The organism is Vreelandella sp. ssv (assembly GCF_059448525.1).
Map to the genome: position 1 here is coordinate 382,105 of NZ_CM182545.1, position 17,790 is coordinate 399,894.

14 protein-coding genes and 2 rRNA genes are annotated in these 17,790 nt (G+C 54.5%); 6 read left to right on the top strand and 10 right to left on the bottom strand.

Features of this window, described 5'->3' with window-relative positions:
• Positions 1-46 precede the first annotated feature (46 nt).
• From AC5TBW_RS01825 to AC5TBW_RS01835, 3 genes are all read left to right on the top strand, one after another.
• Positions 47-2,938 (top strand): 23S ribosomal RNA (locus AC5TBW_RS01825).
• Positions 2,939-3,077: 139 nt separating this feature from the next.
• Positions 3,078-3,193: ribosomal RNA gene (gene rrf / locus AC5TBW_RS01830) — 5S ribosomal RNA — on the top strand.
• A gap of 80 nt (positions 3,194-3,273) precedes the next feature.
• On the top strand, positions 3,274-4,605 hold the full coding sequence (locus AC5TBW_RS01835) for a deoxyguanosinetriphosphate triphosphohydrolase (protein WP_495510445.1): 1,332 nt from the start codon (positions 3,274-3,276) through the stop codon (positions 4,603-4,605).
• 11 nt (positions 4,606-4,616) lie between these two features.
• Here AC5TBW_RS01835 and AC5TBW_RS01840 read toward each other — a convergent pair whose 3' ends face one another.
• The 3 genes from AC5TBW_RS01840 to AC5TBW_RS01850 are packed head-to-tail and all read right to left on the bottom strand — an operon-like array spanning position 4,617 to position 6,660.
• Entirely contained in the window at positions 4,617-5,525 is a 909-nt protein-coding gene (locus AC5TBW_RS01840; protein ID WP_495510446.1) for a nuclease-related domain-containing protein, read from the bottom strand.
• Between the two features lie 59 nt (positions 5,526-5,584).
• Positions 5,585-5,959, bottom strand: a complete 375-nt coding sequence (locus AC5TBW_RS01845) for a translation initiation factor Sui1 (RefSeq protein WP_495510447.1) — start codon at positions 5,957-5,959, stop codon at positions 5,585-5,587.
• A 2-nt stretch (positions 5,960-5,961) separates the two neighbouring features.
• Positions 5,962-6,660, bottom strand: coding sequence for an HAD family hydrolase (locus tag AC5TBW_RS01850; protein WP_495510448.1), 699 nt, complete (start codon positions 6,658-6,660; stop codon positions 5,962-5,964).
• A 314-nt stretch (positions 6,661-6,974) separates the two neighbouring features.
• On the opposite strand from AC5TBW_RS01850, the gene AC5TBW_RS01855 reads away from it, so the two are divergent.
• Positions 6,975-7,385, top strand: coding sequence for a hypothetical protein (locus AC5TBW_RS01855; RefSeq protein WP_495510449.1), 411 nt, complete (start codon positions 6,975-6,977; stop codon positions 7,383-7,385).
• 17 nt (positions 7,386-7,402) lie between these two features.
• Here AC5TBW_RS01855 and AC5TBW_RS01860 read toward each other — a convergent pair whose 3' ends face one another.
• From AC5TBW_RS01860 to tkt, 7 genes are all read right to left on the bottom strand, one after another.
• Positions 7,403-7,753: a hypothetical protein gene (locus tag AC5TBW_RS01860; protein ID WP_495510450.1), complete on the bottom strand. Its 351-nt coding sequence runs from the start codon at positions 7,751-7,753 to the stop codon at positions 7,403-7,405.
• Positions 7,754-7,917: 164 nt separating this feature from the next.
• Complete coding sequence (fba, locus tag AC5TBW_RS01865; protein WP_495510451.1) at positions 7,918-8,982, bottom strand: class II fructose-bisphosphate aldolase; 1,065 nt, start codon at positions 8,980-8,982, stop codon at positions 7,918-7,920.
• Positions 8,983-9,052: 70 nt separating this feature from the next.
• Positions 9,053-10,222: a phosphoglycerate kinase gene (locus AC5TBW_RS01870; RefSeq protein WP_495510452.1), complete on the bottom strand. Its 1,170-nt coding sequence runs from the start codon at positions 10,220-10,222 to the stop codon at positions 9,053-9,055.
• 60 nt (positions 10,223-10,282) lie between these two features.
• Positions 10,283-11,320: a type I glyceraldehyde-3-phosphate dehydrogenase gene (locus AC5TBW_RS01875; RefSeq protein WP_495510453.1), complete on the bottom strand. Its 1,038-nt coding sequence runs from the start codon at positions 11,318-11,320 to the stop codon at positions 10,283-10,285.
• Between the two features lie 105 nt (positions 11,321-11,425).
• Positions 11,426-12,151 (bottom strand): LrgB family protein, encoded by a 726-nt coding sequence (locus AC5TBW_RS01880; RefSeq protein ID WP_495510454.1) that lies wholly within the window; start codon positions 12,149-12,151, stop codon positions 11,426-11,428.
• Entirely contained in the window at positions 12,141-12,494 is a 354-nt protein-coding gene (locus AC5TBW_RS01885; RefSeq protein ID WP_495510455.1) for a CidA/LrgA family protein, read from the bottom strand. Before AC5TBW_RS01885 ends, AC5TBW_RS01880 begins: the two co-directional genes overlap by 11 nt.
• Before the next feature lie 3 nt (positions 12,495-12,497).
• The gene (gene tkt, locus AC5TBW_RS01890) at positions 12,498-14,489 is read right to left on the bottom strand and encodes a transketolase (protein WP_495510456.1); all 1,992 of its coding nucleotides are present in this window, start codon (positions 14,487-14,489) and stop codon (positions 12,498-12,500) included.
• 250 nt (positions 14,490-14,739) lie between these two features.
• Here tkt and metK point away from each other — a divergent pair, with 250 nt between their 5' ends.
• Together metK and ligB are read left to right on the top strand one after the other, a co-directional pair.
• Entirely contained in the window at positions 14,740-15,960 is a 1,221-nt protein-coding gene (gene metK, locus AC5TBW_RS01895) for a methionine adenosyltransferase (protein WP_495510457.1), read from the top strand.
• Positions 15,961-16,092: 132 nt separating this feature from the next.
• Positions 16,093-17,784, top strand: coding sequence for an NAD-dependent DNA ligase LigB (gene ligB / locus AC5TBW_RS01900; protein WP_495510458.1), 1,692 nt, complete (start codon positions 16,093-16,095; stop codon positions 17,782-17,784).
• Positions 17,785-17,790 lie beyond the last annotated feature (6 nt).

Sequence of the window (17,790 nt, forward strand, 5' to 3'; positions counted from 1 at the left end):
AAATGAAACGTGATCATTGCGACATCCAGACTCCTTCGGGTTATAGGGTCAAGCAATGAAGCGCACACGGTGGATGCCTAGGCAGTCAGAGGCGATGAAAGACGTGGTAGCCTGCGATAAGGTTCGGTGAGGTGGCAACAACCTGTGACCCGGACATCTCTGAATGGGGAAACCCACTGGCCATAAGGTCAGTATCTTACACTGAATACATAGGTGTAAGAGGCGAACCAGGGGAACTGAAACATCTAAGTACCCTGAGGAAAAGAAATCAACCGAGATTCCCCTAGTAGCGGCGAGCGAACGGGGACCAGCCCTTAAGCATGTGAATGATTAGGCGAACAGATTGGGAAGTCTGGCCGTAGCGGGTGATAGCCCCGTAGTCGAAAATCTGATCATGTGAAATCGAGTAGGTCGGGGCACGAGAAACCTTGACTGAAGACGGGGGGACCATCCTCCAAGGCTAAATACTCCTGACTGACCGATAGTGAACCAGTACCGTGAGGGAAAGGCGAAAAGAACCCCGGAGAGGGGAGTGAAATAGATCCTGAAACCGTGTGCGTACAAGCAGTAGGAGCAGACTTGTTCTGTGACTGCGTACCTTTTGTATAATGGGTCAGCGACTTATATTCAGTGGCGAGGTTAACCGTATAGGGGAGCCGTAGGGAAACCGAGTCTTAACTGGGCGACACAGTCGCTGGATATAGACCCGAAACCGAGCGATCTATCCATGAGCAGGGTGAAGATTGAGTAACATCAATTGGAGGCCCGAACCAGGATCTGTTGAAAAAGATTTGGATGACTTGTGGATCGGAGTGAAAGGCTAATCAAGCTCGGAGATAGCTGGTTCTCCTCGAAAGCTATTTAGGTAGCGCCTCACGTAGTACCGCCGGGGGTAGAGCACTGTTTCGGCTAGGGGGTCATCCCGACTTACCAACCCGAGGCAAACTCCGAATACCGGTGAGTAACGCGTGGGAGACACACGGCGGGTGCTAACGTCCGTCGTGAAAAGGGAAACAACCCAGACCGTCAGCTAAGGTCCCGAAATCCTGGTTAAGTGGGAAACGATGTGGGAAGGCTCAGACAGCTAGGAGGTTGGCTTAGAAGCAGCCATCCTTTAAAGAAAGCGTAATAGCTCACTAGTCGAGTCGGCCTGCGCGGAAGATGTAACGGGGCTAAACCAGGTACCGAAGCTACGGGTTCATCCTTAGGGATGAGCGGTAGAGGAGCGTCGTGTACGCCAATGAAGGTGGATTGAGAAGTCTGCTGGAGGTATCACGAGTGCGAATGCTGACATGAGTAACGATAAAGGGAGTGAAAAACTCCCTCGCCGGAAGACCAAGGGTTTCTGTTCGACGCTAATCGGAGCAGAGTGAGTCGGCCCCTAAGGCGAGGCCGAAAGGCGTAGTCGATGGGAAACGGGTCAATATTCCCGTACCGGACATGGTTGCGATGGGGGGACGAAGAAGGCTAGGTGAGCCAGGCGTTGGTTGTCCTGGTGAAAGTGAGTAGGCTTGGATCTTAGGTAAATCCGGGATCCTTTAAGGCCGAGACACGAGATGAACTGACCACGGTCAGGAAGTCACTGATGCCACGCTTCCAGGAAAAGCCTCTAAGCTTCAGATCATGTGCGACCGTACCCCAAACCGACACAGGTGGTCAGGGTGAGAATCCCAAGGCGCTTGAGAGAACTCGGGTGAAGGAACTAGGCAAAATGGTGCCGTAACTTCGGGAGAAGGCACGCCGGCGTAGGGTGAAGAGACTTGCTCTCCTAGCCCGAACCGGTCGAAGATACCAGGTGGCTGCAACTGTTTATTAAAAACACAGCACTCTGCTAACGCGCAAGCGGACGTATAGGGTGTGACGCCTGCCCGGTGCCGGAAGGTTAAATGATGGTGTTAGCCGCAAGGCGAAGCTCTTGATTGAAGCCCCGGTAAACGGCGGCCGTAACTATAACGGTCCTAAGGTAGCGAAATTCCTTGTCGGGTAAGTTCCGACCTGCACGAATGGCGTAATGATGGCCACGCTGTCTCCACCCGAGACTCAGTGAAATTGAAATCGCCGTGAAGATGCGGTGTACCCGCGGCTAGACGGAAAGACCCCGTGAACCTTTACTATAGCTTCACACTGGACGCTGATGTTGCCTGTGTAGGATAGCTGGGAGGCTTTGAACTCTGGACGCCAGTTCGGAGGGAGCCAACCTTGAAATACCAGCCTGGCATCATTGGCGTTCTCACTCAGGTCCGTTATCCGGATCGAGGACAGTGTGTGGTGGGTAGTTTGACTGGGGCGGTCTCCTCCTAAAGAGTAACGGAGGAGCACGAAGGTACCCTCAGCACGGTCGGACATCGTGCATTGAGTGCAAGAGCATAAGGGTGCTTGACTGCGAGACAGACACGTCGAGCAGGTGCGAAAGCAGGTTCTAGTGATCCGGTGGTTCTGTATGGAAGGGCCATCGCTCAACGGATAAAAGGTACTCCGGGGATAACAGGCTGATACCGCCCAAGAGTTCACATCGACGGCGGTGTTTGGCACCTCGATGTCGGCTCATCACATCCTGGGGCTGAAGTCGGTCCCAAGGGTATGGCTGTTCGCCATTTAAAGTGGTACGCGAGCTGGGTTTAGAACGTCGTGAGACAGTTCGGTCCCTATCTGCCGTGGGCGTTGGATGTTTGAGAAGGGCTGCTCCTAGTACGAGAGGACCGGAGTGGACGACCCTCTGGTGTTCCGGTTGTCACGCCAGTGGCATTGCCGGGTAGCTATGGTCGGACGGGATAACCGCTGAAAGCATCTAAGCGGGAAGCCCCCTTCAAGATGAGACATCCCTGAGGCCTAGAGCCTCCTGAAGGGCCCAGCGAGACCAGCTGGTTGATAGGCACGGTGTGGAAGCGCTGCAAGGCGTTGAGCTAACGTGTACTAATGGCCCGTGAGGCTTGACCCTATAACACCCAAGGGGTCTGGTCGTGATGATGACGTGAAGGAACCGGATACGCAGCGTGTGGCCCCGGCAACCGCCAGGGCGGCAGGCAGTGAGACGATCACAATGTAGCAATAGTCAGCATGATATATAGCCAGTTACGCCTGACGACCATAGCACGCGTGAACCACCTGATCCCTTGCCGAACTCAGTAGTGAAACCGCTTAGCGCCGATGGTAGTGTGGGGTCTCCCCATGCGAGAGTAGGTCATCGTCAGGCACCTATACCAAAAAACCCCCAGGGCTAACGCTCTGGGGGTTTTTTTTATGGCAAAATGCACTCCTCAAGGAGGAATGCCCATGACTCAGATGCGCTGGGAACAGCTACTTTCCCCACGACGTCTTCACGACCAACGCTCAACAAGTACCCGTGAAATCGGTCGCAGCCCGTTTCATAAAGACCACGACCGAATTGTTTTCTCAGGCTCGTTTAGGCGTCTTGGGCGTAAGACGCAGGTGCATCCGCTGACAGAAAATGATCATATTCATACTCGCTTAACTCATTCGCTTGAAGTCGGCTGTGTCGGTCGTTCTTTGGGTATGATTGTGGGCGAACTGTTACATGATCGCTTGCCTGTATGGATAACACCCGCCGATCTTGGCGTCATTGTTCAGACAGCTTGTTTAGGACATGACATTGGAAACCCCCCTTTTGGCCACGCCGGTGAGTATGCTATTCGCGACTGGTTTCAGCGCGCCCAGAGTAGCGGCCTATTGGAAGGGCTTTCAGATGCAGAGCGTGAAGACCTGTTGACTTACGAAGGTAACGCCCAAGGCTTTCGGGTGATTACCCAGATCGAGTACAACCAGTTCAATGGCGGTATGCGCCTATCAGCAGCCACGCTTGGTGCGCTGCTCAAGTACCCATGGACCGTTCGTTACAGCGGGCGCGCAGGCAAATTCGGCGCCTACCAATCCGAGCAGACACTGCTCAAAGAGGTCGCTGAAGCCGTGGGTTTGCTACCCAATGGAGAGCAACGTTGGTGTCGCCATCCGCTGGCTTGGCTGGTCGAGGCAGCCGATGATATCTGCTATGCGCTGCTCGATCTGGAAGACGGGCTTGAGATGGGCATCCTGCGCTATGAAGAGGTGGTTGATATTCTTCGCCAGATTGCTGGAGAATTCCCGCCAGAGTATGCCGATATGCAAGAGCGTAATGTGTCCCAGCGGCGTCGCATTGCGTTGCTACGTGGTGCTGCGATGGAGCGTGCCGTTAATGATGTCGGCGCGGTGTTTGTACAGCATGAGCAGGCTCTGTTAAGCGGCACTCTAAGCGACGATCTATTAGAGTTATGCCATCCCGATTTAGGCTGGGGGGTGCAGGCGGCCAAGCAGCTTGCACGAGAACGTATTTTCCAAAACGAGCGTAAAGCAAAATTAGAGATTGGCGCCTATACGACGCTAGGTATTCTCTTAGAGGCTTTTATTGGCGCTGCCCATGAGCTACATCACACCGGGCATTCATCGTTTAAACACCAGCGTGTGTTGGCCCTTATTGGCGAAAACACCCCGCTACCTTCTTGGCCTCTTTATGATAGCTACCGTCGAATGCTGGACTTTATTGGGGGAATGACGGATCACTACGCAGTAGATTTAGCCCAGGAGATGGGCGGTCGGTTACGCGGAGATTAGGCCTGTAGCACTTATACCGAAGGTTGGCGTAAGTGCTTCAATTCCATCAATCTGGCGCGCTCCAGTAAAACATTAATAACCTTGTCATGAGTCGCGTCGTTGAGCGGGCCTGGCGTTAGCTCCGTTATCTGTTTCGCTAACGTATCTCCGCTTACGACCAGTATATCCGGCGCGGCTTCGCTGTTATCTATCTTCCAGCCTGGTAATACCAATACGCCACGCACGGGTACAGGCATGCCACAGCGGCGCTCTAACCAATGAGTAAGCCAGTTGACCCCCTGGCGTGTTTTGTGGAGCGGTCGGCGCTCTTGCCAATGTGGAAAGCGCAAACGCTCGCGCTCTACCGCCACGGTATTGAGTTCGTTGCCATCAGTGCCGATAGCGAGTGTTCTTGCCCTTGTTTCCACCACAAATACCCCATGGGGTGTTACTACAACGTGGTCAATTGTGAAGCTATCGGTGGGCACATCGTGAAATACGTAGTACGGGTGTGCATCAGGGCGAACTAGGCGCTCAAGCTCTTGACCAACGGCAAGCTCGCAAGCGAGGCCTAATTTCAAGCGCCGAATACGTTGATAATCACGTACCAGCAGTAATGAAAATGTCAGTACGAGTAGCGTGCTGAGTAGCCCATACAAGGCCCATTCGACCCAATCCTGCTGATCCACAAATAGCATTCGGCCCATGCCGTACACCAGTGGGGCCAAGCTAATGATGGGCCCTAATGCCCCGTTTAGAAATAGGCTGGAAAAAGCTTGATCAAGACGGTGCCGTAACGCTTGGCCGGGTTCATGAAGAGGAGCCTTGAAGGGCGAATGAACGCGAGCATCGTGAAGATTGCGCAGCGCCAGAACAATACTGGCCATGGCCGCCATGGGGAATAAAAAAATGAGGGGTAGCAAGTATTCCAGCCAAGCCATTGCAGTGCCTTGCCCTATAACGACTTACTTAAAGGTAAGTCTTGGTGATGTAGAAGGCTTTAACCCCCAGCGAGTTTAACCTTGTAGCCGAGTGCGCTTAGCTCTTGGCGCAGAACATCGCGATGGTCGCCTTGAATTTCAATGATACCTTCTTTAACGGCTCCACCGGTTCCGCAACGCTTTTTAAGCGTTTTTGCCAACGTTTTGAGTTCTTCGCTGGGCAAAGGAATGCCGCTAACAGTCGTCACGCCTTTGCCTTTACGACCGCTGGTTTCGCGCCGAATGCGTACTACGCCATCTAGGGCTGCTAAGCGTTGCTGTTCGTTTAGATCATCGCACAGGCAGGATTCAAGTGCTTCTCGGCAGGTAGGGCAGGTTTTACCATGTTCAGTCGAGTAAACAAGCCCACCCAATTGGTCACGCAAAGAGGCCATTATCATCCTCCTATGGAGTGTTGAGGCACGGGTGTTTGCCAATATTCACGCGTGAGCCGCTCCACCACGGCGGGTAACTGGTACATATTGCTGATCATAATGGCATTTTCTGGTGTCGTTTCCGCATCTGGAAAGCGGTTTAAATGAATGACCGTCATCCCTGCTTGCAGCGCCGCACGAACCCCAACCAAAGCGTCGTCTATGGCGATACAGTCACGTGCTGCATAGCCCATGATACTTGCTGCGTGTAAATGTAAACAGGGCTCAGGCTTCCAACAGTTGGCGGTATAACCACTGAACAGGCGTTTACCAAAATAGTGGCTAAGGCCCGTAGCGTCTAACGCCGTACGAATTTTGCTATCAGGGCCATTAGAAACCACTGCACTAGGGTAGGAGGCTAGTATGGCTAATGCTTCACGGGCACCTGGTATGGCCGTTAACTCCTGGGCAAGTCGAGTCGCCAGATTGGCTCGCATTGAGGTTTCCATGCGGTCAAGCTTGTCAGGTTCGACTTCACCGTAGCGCTGTTGGAGTTCAGCAACAATACGTCGAAAGCGCGCCCCACGAAATTCGCCTAGGTAATCGGTAGAAGCAAATGGCAGCCCTACTGAATTAAGTCCGGCGGCCATCTCTTCGGCCAGCAGCGGCTCGCTATCGACGAGAGTGCCATCACAGTCAAACAGCAAAAGTGGGAGCGGCATTGTGGTTCCTTGCAGCGGCTCAAGCGCTGCCAGTGTTAGTTAAGGCCATCCATACCTCTATTGAACGGGATTTTACGCCATTTGTGAACACTGTTTTGTTATTTTTTGCTTGCCTGGGTATCACTTTTGAGCCAGCTTTTACGACTAGGCTGACTTTGATGCTAAACGTTGTGTATAAAAGGTGTCTGATGCTGTCTTTTTAATGACAGTGGCCGCTGGGCAACTGACAGTTGAAATGAATGTTTTAAGACGCCTGCGCGGAAGAGGTAATATGGATACACTATTCTGTCATAACCAAAAATGGAGTACGCCCAATGCGATTAGCCCCTTGGTTCCTACCGTTTGCACTCAGCGCTGCTTTGCTAACGACGACTGGCTATGTCTTTGCTGATACTCACGAGTCAGAGGGACAGCAGCACGAGCCTCTTGATGATGCTGCACTTGAAGAGGAGTACGGCATTAAAGCGGGATCAGTAAAGCGTGATGAAGTCACTTCATCTAGCGATTCTGAAGGTGCTGATGACCGTGAAGAAGAGGAAGAGAAAAACGAAGAAGTAGCTACTAGCGCTGGAGAGGATGATGTAGAACTAGAGCCGGGCAGCAGTGAAGAAAGAAGCCCAGCAGCGGGTACTGGCGGCACCGGTAGCCCAGATGACGCCATCCATAGCAGTGAAGAAGAAAATAGCGAAAATGATAAAAACGATGACACTGACGATAACGAGTAACGTCAGTGCCAGTAATACTATTTAGCAAGGCGGCGTGAATTCGCGCTGCTGCGCTTATGGTAAGGTTTCATTGTGCGCTGGCTGGTAACCCACCAGGGAGCTAACTGCCCATTCATTGAATTAATCAGCGCTTTCTGCATTTCGAGGCCAGCTTCCATACTGGCTTCGAGCTTTTCGGTGACCATTTTCTGATTTTCTTTCATCATATTAGGGCTGAAAAAGGGCTGTGTTTGCCATAAATGATTGCGCATGCTGATGGTCGATAGAGACGTAGTCCAGAGCTCAAATGCCATTAGGCCGGCCTTCCAAACATCGAACATTGCTAGCGGAGTAACAGGCATAAACGGCGTCGTTTTGGTGCTTTTCATGAGTATTGGCCTCTATATTTGAACACGAAACCTCGTGGACACATCACCAGTGTTAGCGTATCAATGCAGCAATACAACATGTATTTCGTCGAGCATAACGTGGGTTAACTAAAAAAAAGACGACCGGCTGGTCGTCTTTTTATTAAGCAATTGTACTAGCAGACTTACTTGATTTTAGGAGCCATTTCGCCGCGCTCGTAGCGCAGGGACATCGCCTCAAGGCTAATCGGTTTGATCTTGCTAGCGTTGCCAGCAGTGCCAAAAGCTTCATAGCGCGCAATACATAGGTCCCGCATTGCCGTAACGGTTTCTTTGAGGAATTTACGCGGGTCGAATTCGGCAGGATTTTGTGCCAGAAAACGACGTACAGCGCCGGTAGAGGCTAAGCGTAGGTCGGTATCGATATTTACCTTACGTACGCCGTGCTTAATCCCTTCAACGATCTCTTCCACCGGAACGCCATACGTTTCTGGAATTTTGCCGCCGTACTGGTTGATAACTTCCAGCCACTCCTGCGGCACGGATGAAGAGCCGTGCATAACGAGGTGGGTATCGGGAATGCGTGCGTGGATCTCTTTAATGCGCTGAATAGAGAGCGTGTCGCCAGTGGGTGGTTTGGTAAATTTGTAAGCGCCGTGGCTAGTGCCAATGGCAATTGCCAAGGCGTCGACATGCGTCGCTTTGACGAATTCGGCCGCTTCCTCTGGATCGGTAAGCAGTTGCTCCATATCCAGTTTGCCTTCAGCGCCAATACCGTCTTCTTCTCCGGCCATACCCGTTTCCAGGCTTCCCAGGCAGCCCAGTTCGCCTTCAACGGAAACACCGCAGGCATGGGCCATTTCAACCGTACGGCGAGTGACATCGACGTTATAGTCATAGTCGGTGGGTGTTTTGCCGTCTTCGCCCAAAGAGCCATCCATCATCACCGAGGAGAAACCAAGCTGGATAGAGCGCTGGCAAATCGCAGGGCTAGTGCCATGATCCTGGTGCATAACGACGGGAATATGCGGGAACTCTTCTACGGCAGCTAAAATCAGGTGGCGTAGAAATGGGGCACCAGCATATTTACGGGCGCCTGCAGAGGCTTGCACGATCACGGGAGAATCCGTGGCATCAGCAGCCTCCATAATGGCGCGCATCTGCTCAAGGTTATTGACGTTAAATGCCGGGATGCCGTAGCCGTATTCGGCGGCGTGGTCGAGCATCTGGCGCATGCTGATCAAAGCCATGAAGTTACCTTATCTGAGTTGTAGAGACTGAGTTGTGAAGTTTGAGCGTGCACATTCAAGTCATGCAATGTTAACCGCGTTTGGCGGCGGCTTCGAGTGCAGCAACGGCAGGCAACTGTTTACCTTCGACGTACTCAAGGAACGCACCGCCGCCGGTAGAAATGTAGGACACACGATCCGCAATGGAATATTTATCAATAGCCGCTAACGTATCACCGCCACCGGCAATAGAGAAACCTGCACTATCGGCGATCGCCTGGGCAATTACCTGAGTTCCTTTGCCGAATTGATCTAGTTCAAATACCCCGACAGGGCCATTCCACAGGATAGTGCCAGCATCTTTCAGCATACTTGCCAAGTGAGCGGCGGTATCTGGGCCGATATCTAAAATCATCTCGTTGTCGGCCACTTGATCGACCGGTTTAACGACGGCTTGTGCTGATTCAGAAAACTCCGTGGCAACCACAACATCGGTGGGTAACGGAATCGACACTTTTTCCATCAGGGCTTTCGCCTGGTCTACCAAGTCGGCTTCGTATAGCGATTTGCCGACATTGTAGCCTGCGGCGGCAATAAAGGTGTTGGCGATGCCGCCGCCGACGATGAGCTGATCGCACTTATCAGCCAACGCGGTGAGCACATCCAGTTTGGTAGAGACTTTTGAGCCACCAACGATAGCCGCCATGGGACGTGCAGGGTTCGCCAAGGCTTTTTGTAAAGCATCGAGCTCTTGGGCGAGTAACGGTCCTGCACAAGCGCTGGGAGCAAAGCGCGCCACGCCGTGGGTAGACGCTTGTGCGCGGTGAGCTGTGCCAAAAGCATCCATCACAAAAATGTCACACAGCGCGGCGTACTGCTTTGCCAACTGCTCATCGTCTTTTTTCTCACCACTGTTGAAGCGTACGTTCTCTAGAAGCACCACATCACCGTTGGCGATTTCTAACGTCTCACCAAGATACGCTTTGATGAGCGGGACTGGGCGTCCTAACAGCTCACCCAATTGCTCAGCCACCGGCGCAAGGGAGAACTCATCAGCGAACTCGCCTTCATTGGGACGGCCCAAGTGACTCATCAGCATTACTTTCGCGCCAGCCTTCATAGCCGCTTGAATCGTCGGCAGTGCGGCGCGCAGGCGGGCGTCGCTGGAGACGCGGCCATGTTTGATGGGCACATTCAAATCTTCACGGATCAGCACGCGTTGCCCTTCCAAGGGAAGGTCAGTCATCTTATTCACGTTCATGTGAGCGGTTTCCTCGTGTTTATGCCGTTGAACTAAAGGTAAACAATTAATGCAATCAGGTTAGCTCTGTGCCGAAAGCGTGGCCAACCGCTGGCTAATATCGAGCATCCGGTTGGCGAATCCCCACTCGTTATCGAACCAGCACAGCAGCTTGATAAGACGCTTGCCAGCCACCCGGGTTTGCGTGGCGTCTAGAATGCCTGAGCGTGGGTCGTGATTGAAATCAACCGACGCCATGGGGGCTTCAGTATAGCCAAGTACACCTTTTAAGCGCTGCTGACTGGCGGCCAGAAGCAGCGCATTGACGTCATCACGGTGAGTGTCGCAACTGACCGAGAGCGCGAGGTCCATGGCAGAGACATTAATGGTAGGAACGCGCACGTGCAGGCACTCAAATCGGCCCGCTAAATGAGGCATTAAGCGGCTAATGCCGAGTGCCAAGCCGGTATCCACTGGCACAATAGAGTGCATTGCCGAACGAGTCAGGCGCAGGTCGGTTTGGTGATAAGCATCAATCACCGGCTGGTCATTCATTGCCGAGTGAATGGTGGTGGTAACGCCGTGTTCAAGCCCTAGGGCTTCATCAAGAATGGTTAACAGCGGTACAAGGCAATTGGTCGTGCACGAAGCGGCCGAAAGGATTCGCTGAGATAGCGTTAACTCACGCTCATTAATGCCCCAAACGATGGTGGCATCGACATCATTTTCCGCAGGCTGAGAAAACAGCAGGCGTTTAGCGCCAGCCTCTAGATGCTGCTCGGCGGTGACGCGATCTTTAAAGCTCCCAGAACACTCCAGCACCAGGTCCACATCAAGCGCCTTCCAGGGTAGCTTGCGTGGATCTTGTTCGCATAACACCTGGATGCGCTGCCCGTTAACCATGAGGCTCTGACCATCATGGTCGACGTCACCTGGAAAGCGGCCATGGGTGGTGTCGTAGCGCGTCAGGTAAGTGATGGTCGCAAGATCAGAGAGCTCGTTAATGGCGACCACTTCTAGCTCGGGATGATGCCGCTCAACGAGAGCCCGAAGCACACATTGGCCAATGCGACCGTAACCGTTAATGGCGATGCGATATCTGGGAGCAGAATTAGCCATGCAGAAGGGTGGCTCTTAAAAGTGAGTCAATGAACAAAACGAAGTCGAAAACAGTGGGATGATAACGCATTTCAGCCAGCGATTCTTATCGACGGCCTTTCCCCATCAGTTTCCCATACCGATCAGCCGCCAGGCGAGCGGTAGCAGCACAGCGGTGAAAATACCGGTTAGACTCATCCCTAGTGACGCGAACGCCCCAGCGGTAGGGCTAATCTCAAAAGCCCGCACTGTGCCAATGGCATGTCCATTAAGCCCAAGCGCGAAACCGATTAACCGCTCGTCATCGATATCCAACCAACGTGCGGCGAGGCTAACGCAGGGAATCGTGATCACTCCGGTTATCAATAGCGCCCCCATAAGGAGTGCAACCGTACCGCCAAGCTGCTCGGTAATACCGATAGCAATGGGGGCAGTCACCGATTTAGCGGCAATGGAGGCGAGTATGGTGTCCGCGCTGCCCAGCAACCAAGCAATGGCCAGCGAGTAGCAGGCCGCCAGCGTAGCGGCAATGGGCAGGCAAATAGCTAGCGGCCGCCATAGTTCATAGATACGTGGCAACTGTTGATAAAGCGGCATACCCAACGCCACGGTAGCAGGCCCCAGCAGCACCGTGAGCCAAGTGGCGCCCTGATAATAAGTCGCGTAAGGCAGCCCTATCAGCGCTAATGCACCCGCCAGTAGCAGTGCCGCAATTAAGATGGCGGGTAGCCAAGAGGGGCGCTTGAGACGCTGAAACACACCATTACCTATTAAATAGGCAGTCAGCGTTAACCCCACGGCAAATAACGGAGTGGACGTTAACAGGGCGAGCAGTGATGTATCAGCGAGCATGGGTAGGTTTGATCAGCCGTTTGAGCAGCCATAGTGTTGTCACCACGCTTAGCAGCGTGCCTAACAGTAGCGCGATGAGGATAGCGCTCCACTGCCCGGCCAGCTCGCCGATGATGAAAAATACACCGACAACACCGGGCATTATCAGCATCGCGAGCAGGGCAATAAGCGGCTGGGCGGCCGCAGCGATGCTGCTGGGAACGCGACCACGGATGGCGAGAGTAACGCATAGCAGTAGCATGCCGATCACGCCTGACGAGATCGGCAAAGCGGTGAAGTGGATCACCACTTCACCGATCAGCCAGTAGCTAATCAACCATAGAAAGCCACTGAGTACGGACATGGCTTAGCCGAGTAGTTCGTTGGCTTGCTTGACCACATTCTCGACAGTAAAGCCGAAGTGTTTAAACAGATCACCTGCCGGGGCTGATTCGCCGTAAGTGGTCATGCCGATGACACGGCCTTCCAGACCCACATACTTGTACCAGTAGTCGGCGTGAGCTGCTTCGATAGCAATACGCTTAGTTACTGCTTTAGGCAGTACGCTTTCACGGTATTCGGCGTCTTGACCGTTGAAGCGGTAGGCCGACGGCATGGAGACCACGCGTACGGCTTTGCCCTGCTGCTCAAGCTCGGCGGCGGCATCCATCGCCAGGCCGACTTCAGAACCGGTGGCAATCAGAATCAACTCTGGCGTTCCTTCGCTGTCCTTAAGAACGTATGCACCGTTTTGAATGGCTGCCAATTGCGCTTTAGTGCGCTGCTGGTGGGGCAGGTTTTGGCGTGACAGTACTAGCGCGGTGGGGCCAGAGTGACGCTTGATGGCGGCATCCCAAGAGGCGGCGGTTTCGACCGCATCGCAGGGGCGCCAGGTGTTTAGATTCGGCGTTGTACGCAGGCTGGTGAGCTGCTCAATCGGCTGGTGGGTCGGGCCATCTTCACCCAGACCGATGGAGTCGTGGGTAAACACGTAAATCACCTGCTGACCCATCAATGACGCCATGCGGATCGAGTTACGCATGTACTCCATAAAGATCAGGAAGGTCGCGCCGTAAGGTACCAAGCCGCCGTGCAGGGCGATGCCGTTCATGACCGCGCCCATGCCGAACTCACGCACACCGTAGTGCAGGTAGTTACCGCTAGCATCTTCCGGGGTGATCGCTTTGGCGCCTTTCCAGAAGGTCAGGTTAGACGGCGCCAAGTCGGCACTGCCGCCCAGCAGCTCCGGCATTTTCGGACCAATGGCATTTAACACTTCAAAGGAGGCTTTGCGTGACGCGATGGTCTCGCCACGCTCTTGGGCCTGCTCAATCAAGGCTTCGGTAGGCAGTTCCGCAGGCAACTGGCGCTTCATCCGGCGGGTGAACTCTCGCGCTTCCGTGGGGAAGGCTTCAGCATAGCGGGCGAAACGCGCGTCCCAAGTCTGCTGGGCCGCTTTGCCAGCTTCACGGGCATCCCAGCCCGAGTAGATTGGTTCGGGAATATGGAACGGAGCGTGGGGCCAGTCGAGCTGGGTGCGGGCCAGGGCCACTTCATCATCGCCAAGGGGGGCGCCGTGGGCGTCCTCTTTGCCCTGCTTGTTGGGGGCACCAAAGCCGATAATGGTTTTGCAGATAATCAGGCTCGGCTTATCGTCATGGCTCTTGGCCAGCTCAATAGCGGCTTTGATCTCTTCAGGCTTATGACCATCAACGTTGGGTACCACGTGCCAGCCATAGGCTTCAAAACGCTTGGCGGTATCATCGGTAAACCAGCCTTCCACTTCACCATCAATGGAGATGCCGTTATCGTCGTATACAGTGATCAGCTTACCCAACTGCTGGGTACCGGCCAGTGAGGCCGCTTCATGGGAGATGCCTTCCATTAAGCAGCCGTCACCTACAAAGCACCATGTGTGATGGTCCACAATTGTGTGACCGGGGCGGTTGAACTGCGCCGCCATGGTTTTTTCAGCAATCGCAAAGCCCACAGCGTTGGCGAAACCCTGTCCCAGCGGTCCAGTGGTGGTTTCAATGCCCGGCGCATAACCGAATTCCGGGTGGCCCGCGGTGGGCGAGTGCAACTGACGGAAATTCTGTAGCTGTTCCAGGCTCAGCTCGTAGCCACTGAGGTGCAGCAGCGAGTAGAGCAGCATGGAGCCGTGGCCATTGGAAAGCACAAAGCGGTCACGATCGGCCCATTTGGGGTCTTCGGGGTTGTGCTTGAGGTAGTCATTCCATAGCACCTCGGCGATATCAGCCATACCCATGGGGGCGCCAGGGTGACCGGACTTGGCCTTCTGAACGGCATCCATGGACAGGGCGCGAATGGCATTGGCTAGCTCAAAACGGGACGGCATGGGGGTGCTCCTCGCCTGAAAACAGAAATTATAAAGGCGCTATTGTCGCTGACTTCCCATGTTGCGGCAAATGTAGCGACAAATTCTCGGGATCACTTTCTGGGAAGCGTCGCCGACAGCGTGTAGACTCTGCCTCCCGAAGTGATGGAGAATGTCATCACTTCGCTAATACGGGCAGGGGACACCTGCCATGATTTCCTGCTGATGCTGTGGACTATCTGCAGCCGTCATACAGAGGGTCGAGTGCGCGATGAGCGAATATTCCCTGTTTACCTCAGAGTCCGTCTCCGAAGGTCATCCCGATAAAATTGCCGATCAGATTTCTGATGCGGTGTTAGATGCCATCATCGCCCGTGATAAACAGGCGCGTGTTGCCTGTGAAACCATGGTGAAAACCGGGGTGGCGATCATTGCCGGCGAAATTACCACCTCCGCTTGGGTCGATTTAGAAACCCTCGTGCGCGATGTGATTATCAGCATTGGCTATAACTCGTCTGATGTCGGTTTTGATGGCGCAACCTGCGGCGTGGTTAACCTGATTGGCAAGCAGAGTGTCGATATCGCCCAGGGCGTTGACCGCAGCAAGCCTGAAGATCAGGGCGCAGGTGATCAGGGCTTAATGTTTGGCTATGCGACCAATGAAACCGATTCGTTTATGCCTGCGCCTATCCATTACTCTCACCGATTGGTCGAGCGTCAGGCCGAACTGCGTAAAAATGGCTTGTTGCCGTGGCTGCGCCCGGATGCCAAGAGCCAGGTAACCTTCCGCTATAACGCCGAAGGCCAGCCCTGCGGCGTCGATGCCATCGTGCTTTCCACGCAACACGACCCCGACATCGACCAGGAAGATCTGCGCAAAATGATCAAGCGCGAGGTCATTGAGCAAGTGATTCCCGCTGAATGGCTGGATGAGACCACCCAGTACCACATTAATCCGACCGGCAAGTTCGTGATTGGCGGCCCGGTAGGCGACTGTGGTCTGACTGGCCGCAAGATCATCGTCGATACCTACGGCGGCATGGCGCGCCACGGCGGTGGTGCGTTCTCAGGCAAAGATCCATCTAAAGTTGACCGCAGTGCCGCCTATGCGGGCCGTTACGTGGCGAAGAATGTGGTGGCTGCGGGCCTCGCTGACAAATGTGAAATTCAGGTCTCTTACGCTATTGGTGTTGCCGAGCCGACTTCCGTGTCGATCGATACCTTTGGTACCGGCAAAATTGACGATAAACAGATCGTTGCGCTGGTGCGTGAGCATTTCGATCTGCGTCCTTACGCGATCACCAAAATGCTCGATTTGCTGCACCCGATGTATCAGCTCACCGCCGCTTATGGCCACTTTGGTCGTGCGCCGTTCGAGCACAGCTACACCTGGAGCGATGATAAAGGCGAAGAACATACGGAAACCTTTACCGCCTTCCCGTGGGAAAAGATTGATAAAGCCGATGCGCTGCGTCAGGCCGCCAATTTGTAAGATATTCGCTACGCTATTTGTAAGAAATGTATGAAAAAGCCTCCGTGCCTCTGGCCGGGGGCTTTTTTGATGCCCGTTGCGCTAGGCTAGGTCTGTTTGTCGATCATTGTGAGTACTGTTAAGGGGGCTGGAATGTCTGCAGGGAGATTATCTGGAGCAGTCTTAACATGGGCGATTGGCGCTCTTCTCGGGCTTGTCACTTTTTCCGCACAGGCTGCCGAGTGCCCTGACTGGTCGGAGGAGCGCCTAAGCCGCGAAAGCATTGCACTGGCCGAGCAGGTCCAGCGCTGGGACACCGCCTACCATGACGAAGGTGTCGCGCTGATTGACGATGCCCTATACGACCAAGCGGTAGAACGCCTAGCCACTTGGCAGCGTTGTTTGGGCAATGTTCCTGACCATCATCCGCTTTCGCGCGTTACCCGAAGTAGCGGTACTCTCGATCATCCGGCGGCGCAGCGTGGGCTCACTAAAGCCGATGACGATGGTGTCAGGCGCTTTACCAGCCGCCGCGAAGACCTATGGATTCAACCTAAGGTAGACGGTGTGGCGATTACGCTGCGCTATGTCGAGGGCGAGCTGATCGAAGCCGTTAGTCGGGGCGATGGCGAGCGGGGCCAGGACTGGACAGCCCGTGCCCGACAACTCCCCGCCGTTCCCAATACGTTGCCTGAGCCTATTTCTGCGGTGCTCCAAGGCGAACTGTACTGGCAGTTAACCCAACACGTGCAGTCACAATCGCCTACATCGGGTGCGCGAGGCGCAGTGGCGGGAGCAATGGCGCAATCCTCACCTACGGCGGCCACCCTTGACAGTATTGGCCTGTTTGTTTGGGGTTGGCCAGACGGGCCTACTGGTATGAGCGAACGTTTAACGCATCTCACCACACTGGGCTTTGATACCGCGGATTACACCCAACCGCTGGATGATCGTCGCGATGCTACTTATTGGCGTGATAGCTGGTTCAACGGCCCTCTGCCGTTTGCCACCGATGGGGTGGTAATCAAGCAAGCAGAACGTCCCGGCGTCCGGCGCTGGTCATCGTCGCCCCCGGAGTGGGCCATTGCCTGGAAATACCCCGCCCAGCAGGCGCTCGCGGAAGTACGCGGCATTGAATTTCGCGTAGGGCGTACCGGGCGTGTGACGCCGCTTGTGTGGCTTAATCCGGTACTGCTGGAGGGACGGCGCATCAGCCGCGTCTCGTTAGGCTCGTTGGAACGCTGGGAGGCTCTGGATGTTCGCCCTGGCGACCAAGTGGCGATCTCGCTGGCCGGGCTGACGATTCCCCAGTTAACGGAGGTGGTATGGCATACCCAAGAGCGTTCGCCGCTAAGCGCACCATCAGCGCAAAGATATCACCTGCTGAGCTGTTTTGAATTAACCCCCGGTTGCAAGGGGCAACTGCTGGCGCGGCTTACCTATCTTGGCGAGCAACTGGGTATGCAGGGTGTTGGAGAAGGCACTTGGCAAGCGCTGATAGAGGCGGGAGTGGTGACTCAGTTACTGGGCTGGCTGGATGTCGATCCACGCCAGCTGCAACAGGCCTATGGCATTGGCGAGGTCACTGCTGCCGCGCTCATAGAGCAGTTCCAAATCGCCCGTCGTCAGCCATTTTCGGCATGGCTAAGTGCGCTTGGCGCACCGCCGGGTAGCGAATCGGTACGCGCTGATTGGCAGGATATGGCGGATTACCAACGCGAACAGTGGCAAGCCGTTCCCGGCGTCGGACCGGTTCGTGCTGACGCACTGGTCGCATTTTTCAGCCATCCGGAAGTGCAGCGTATGGCGCGACAGCTACAGCAGGCGGGCGTTGCAGGGTTCTAGGAGTGC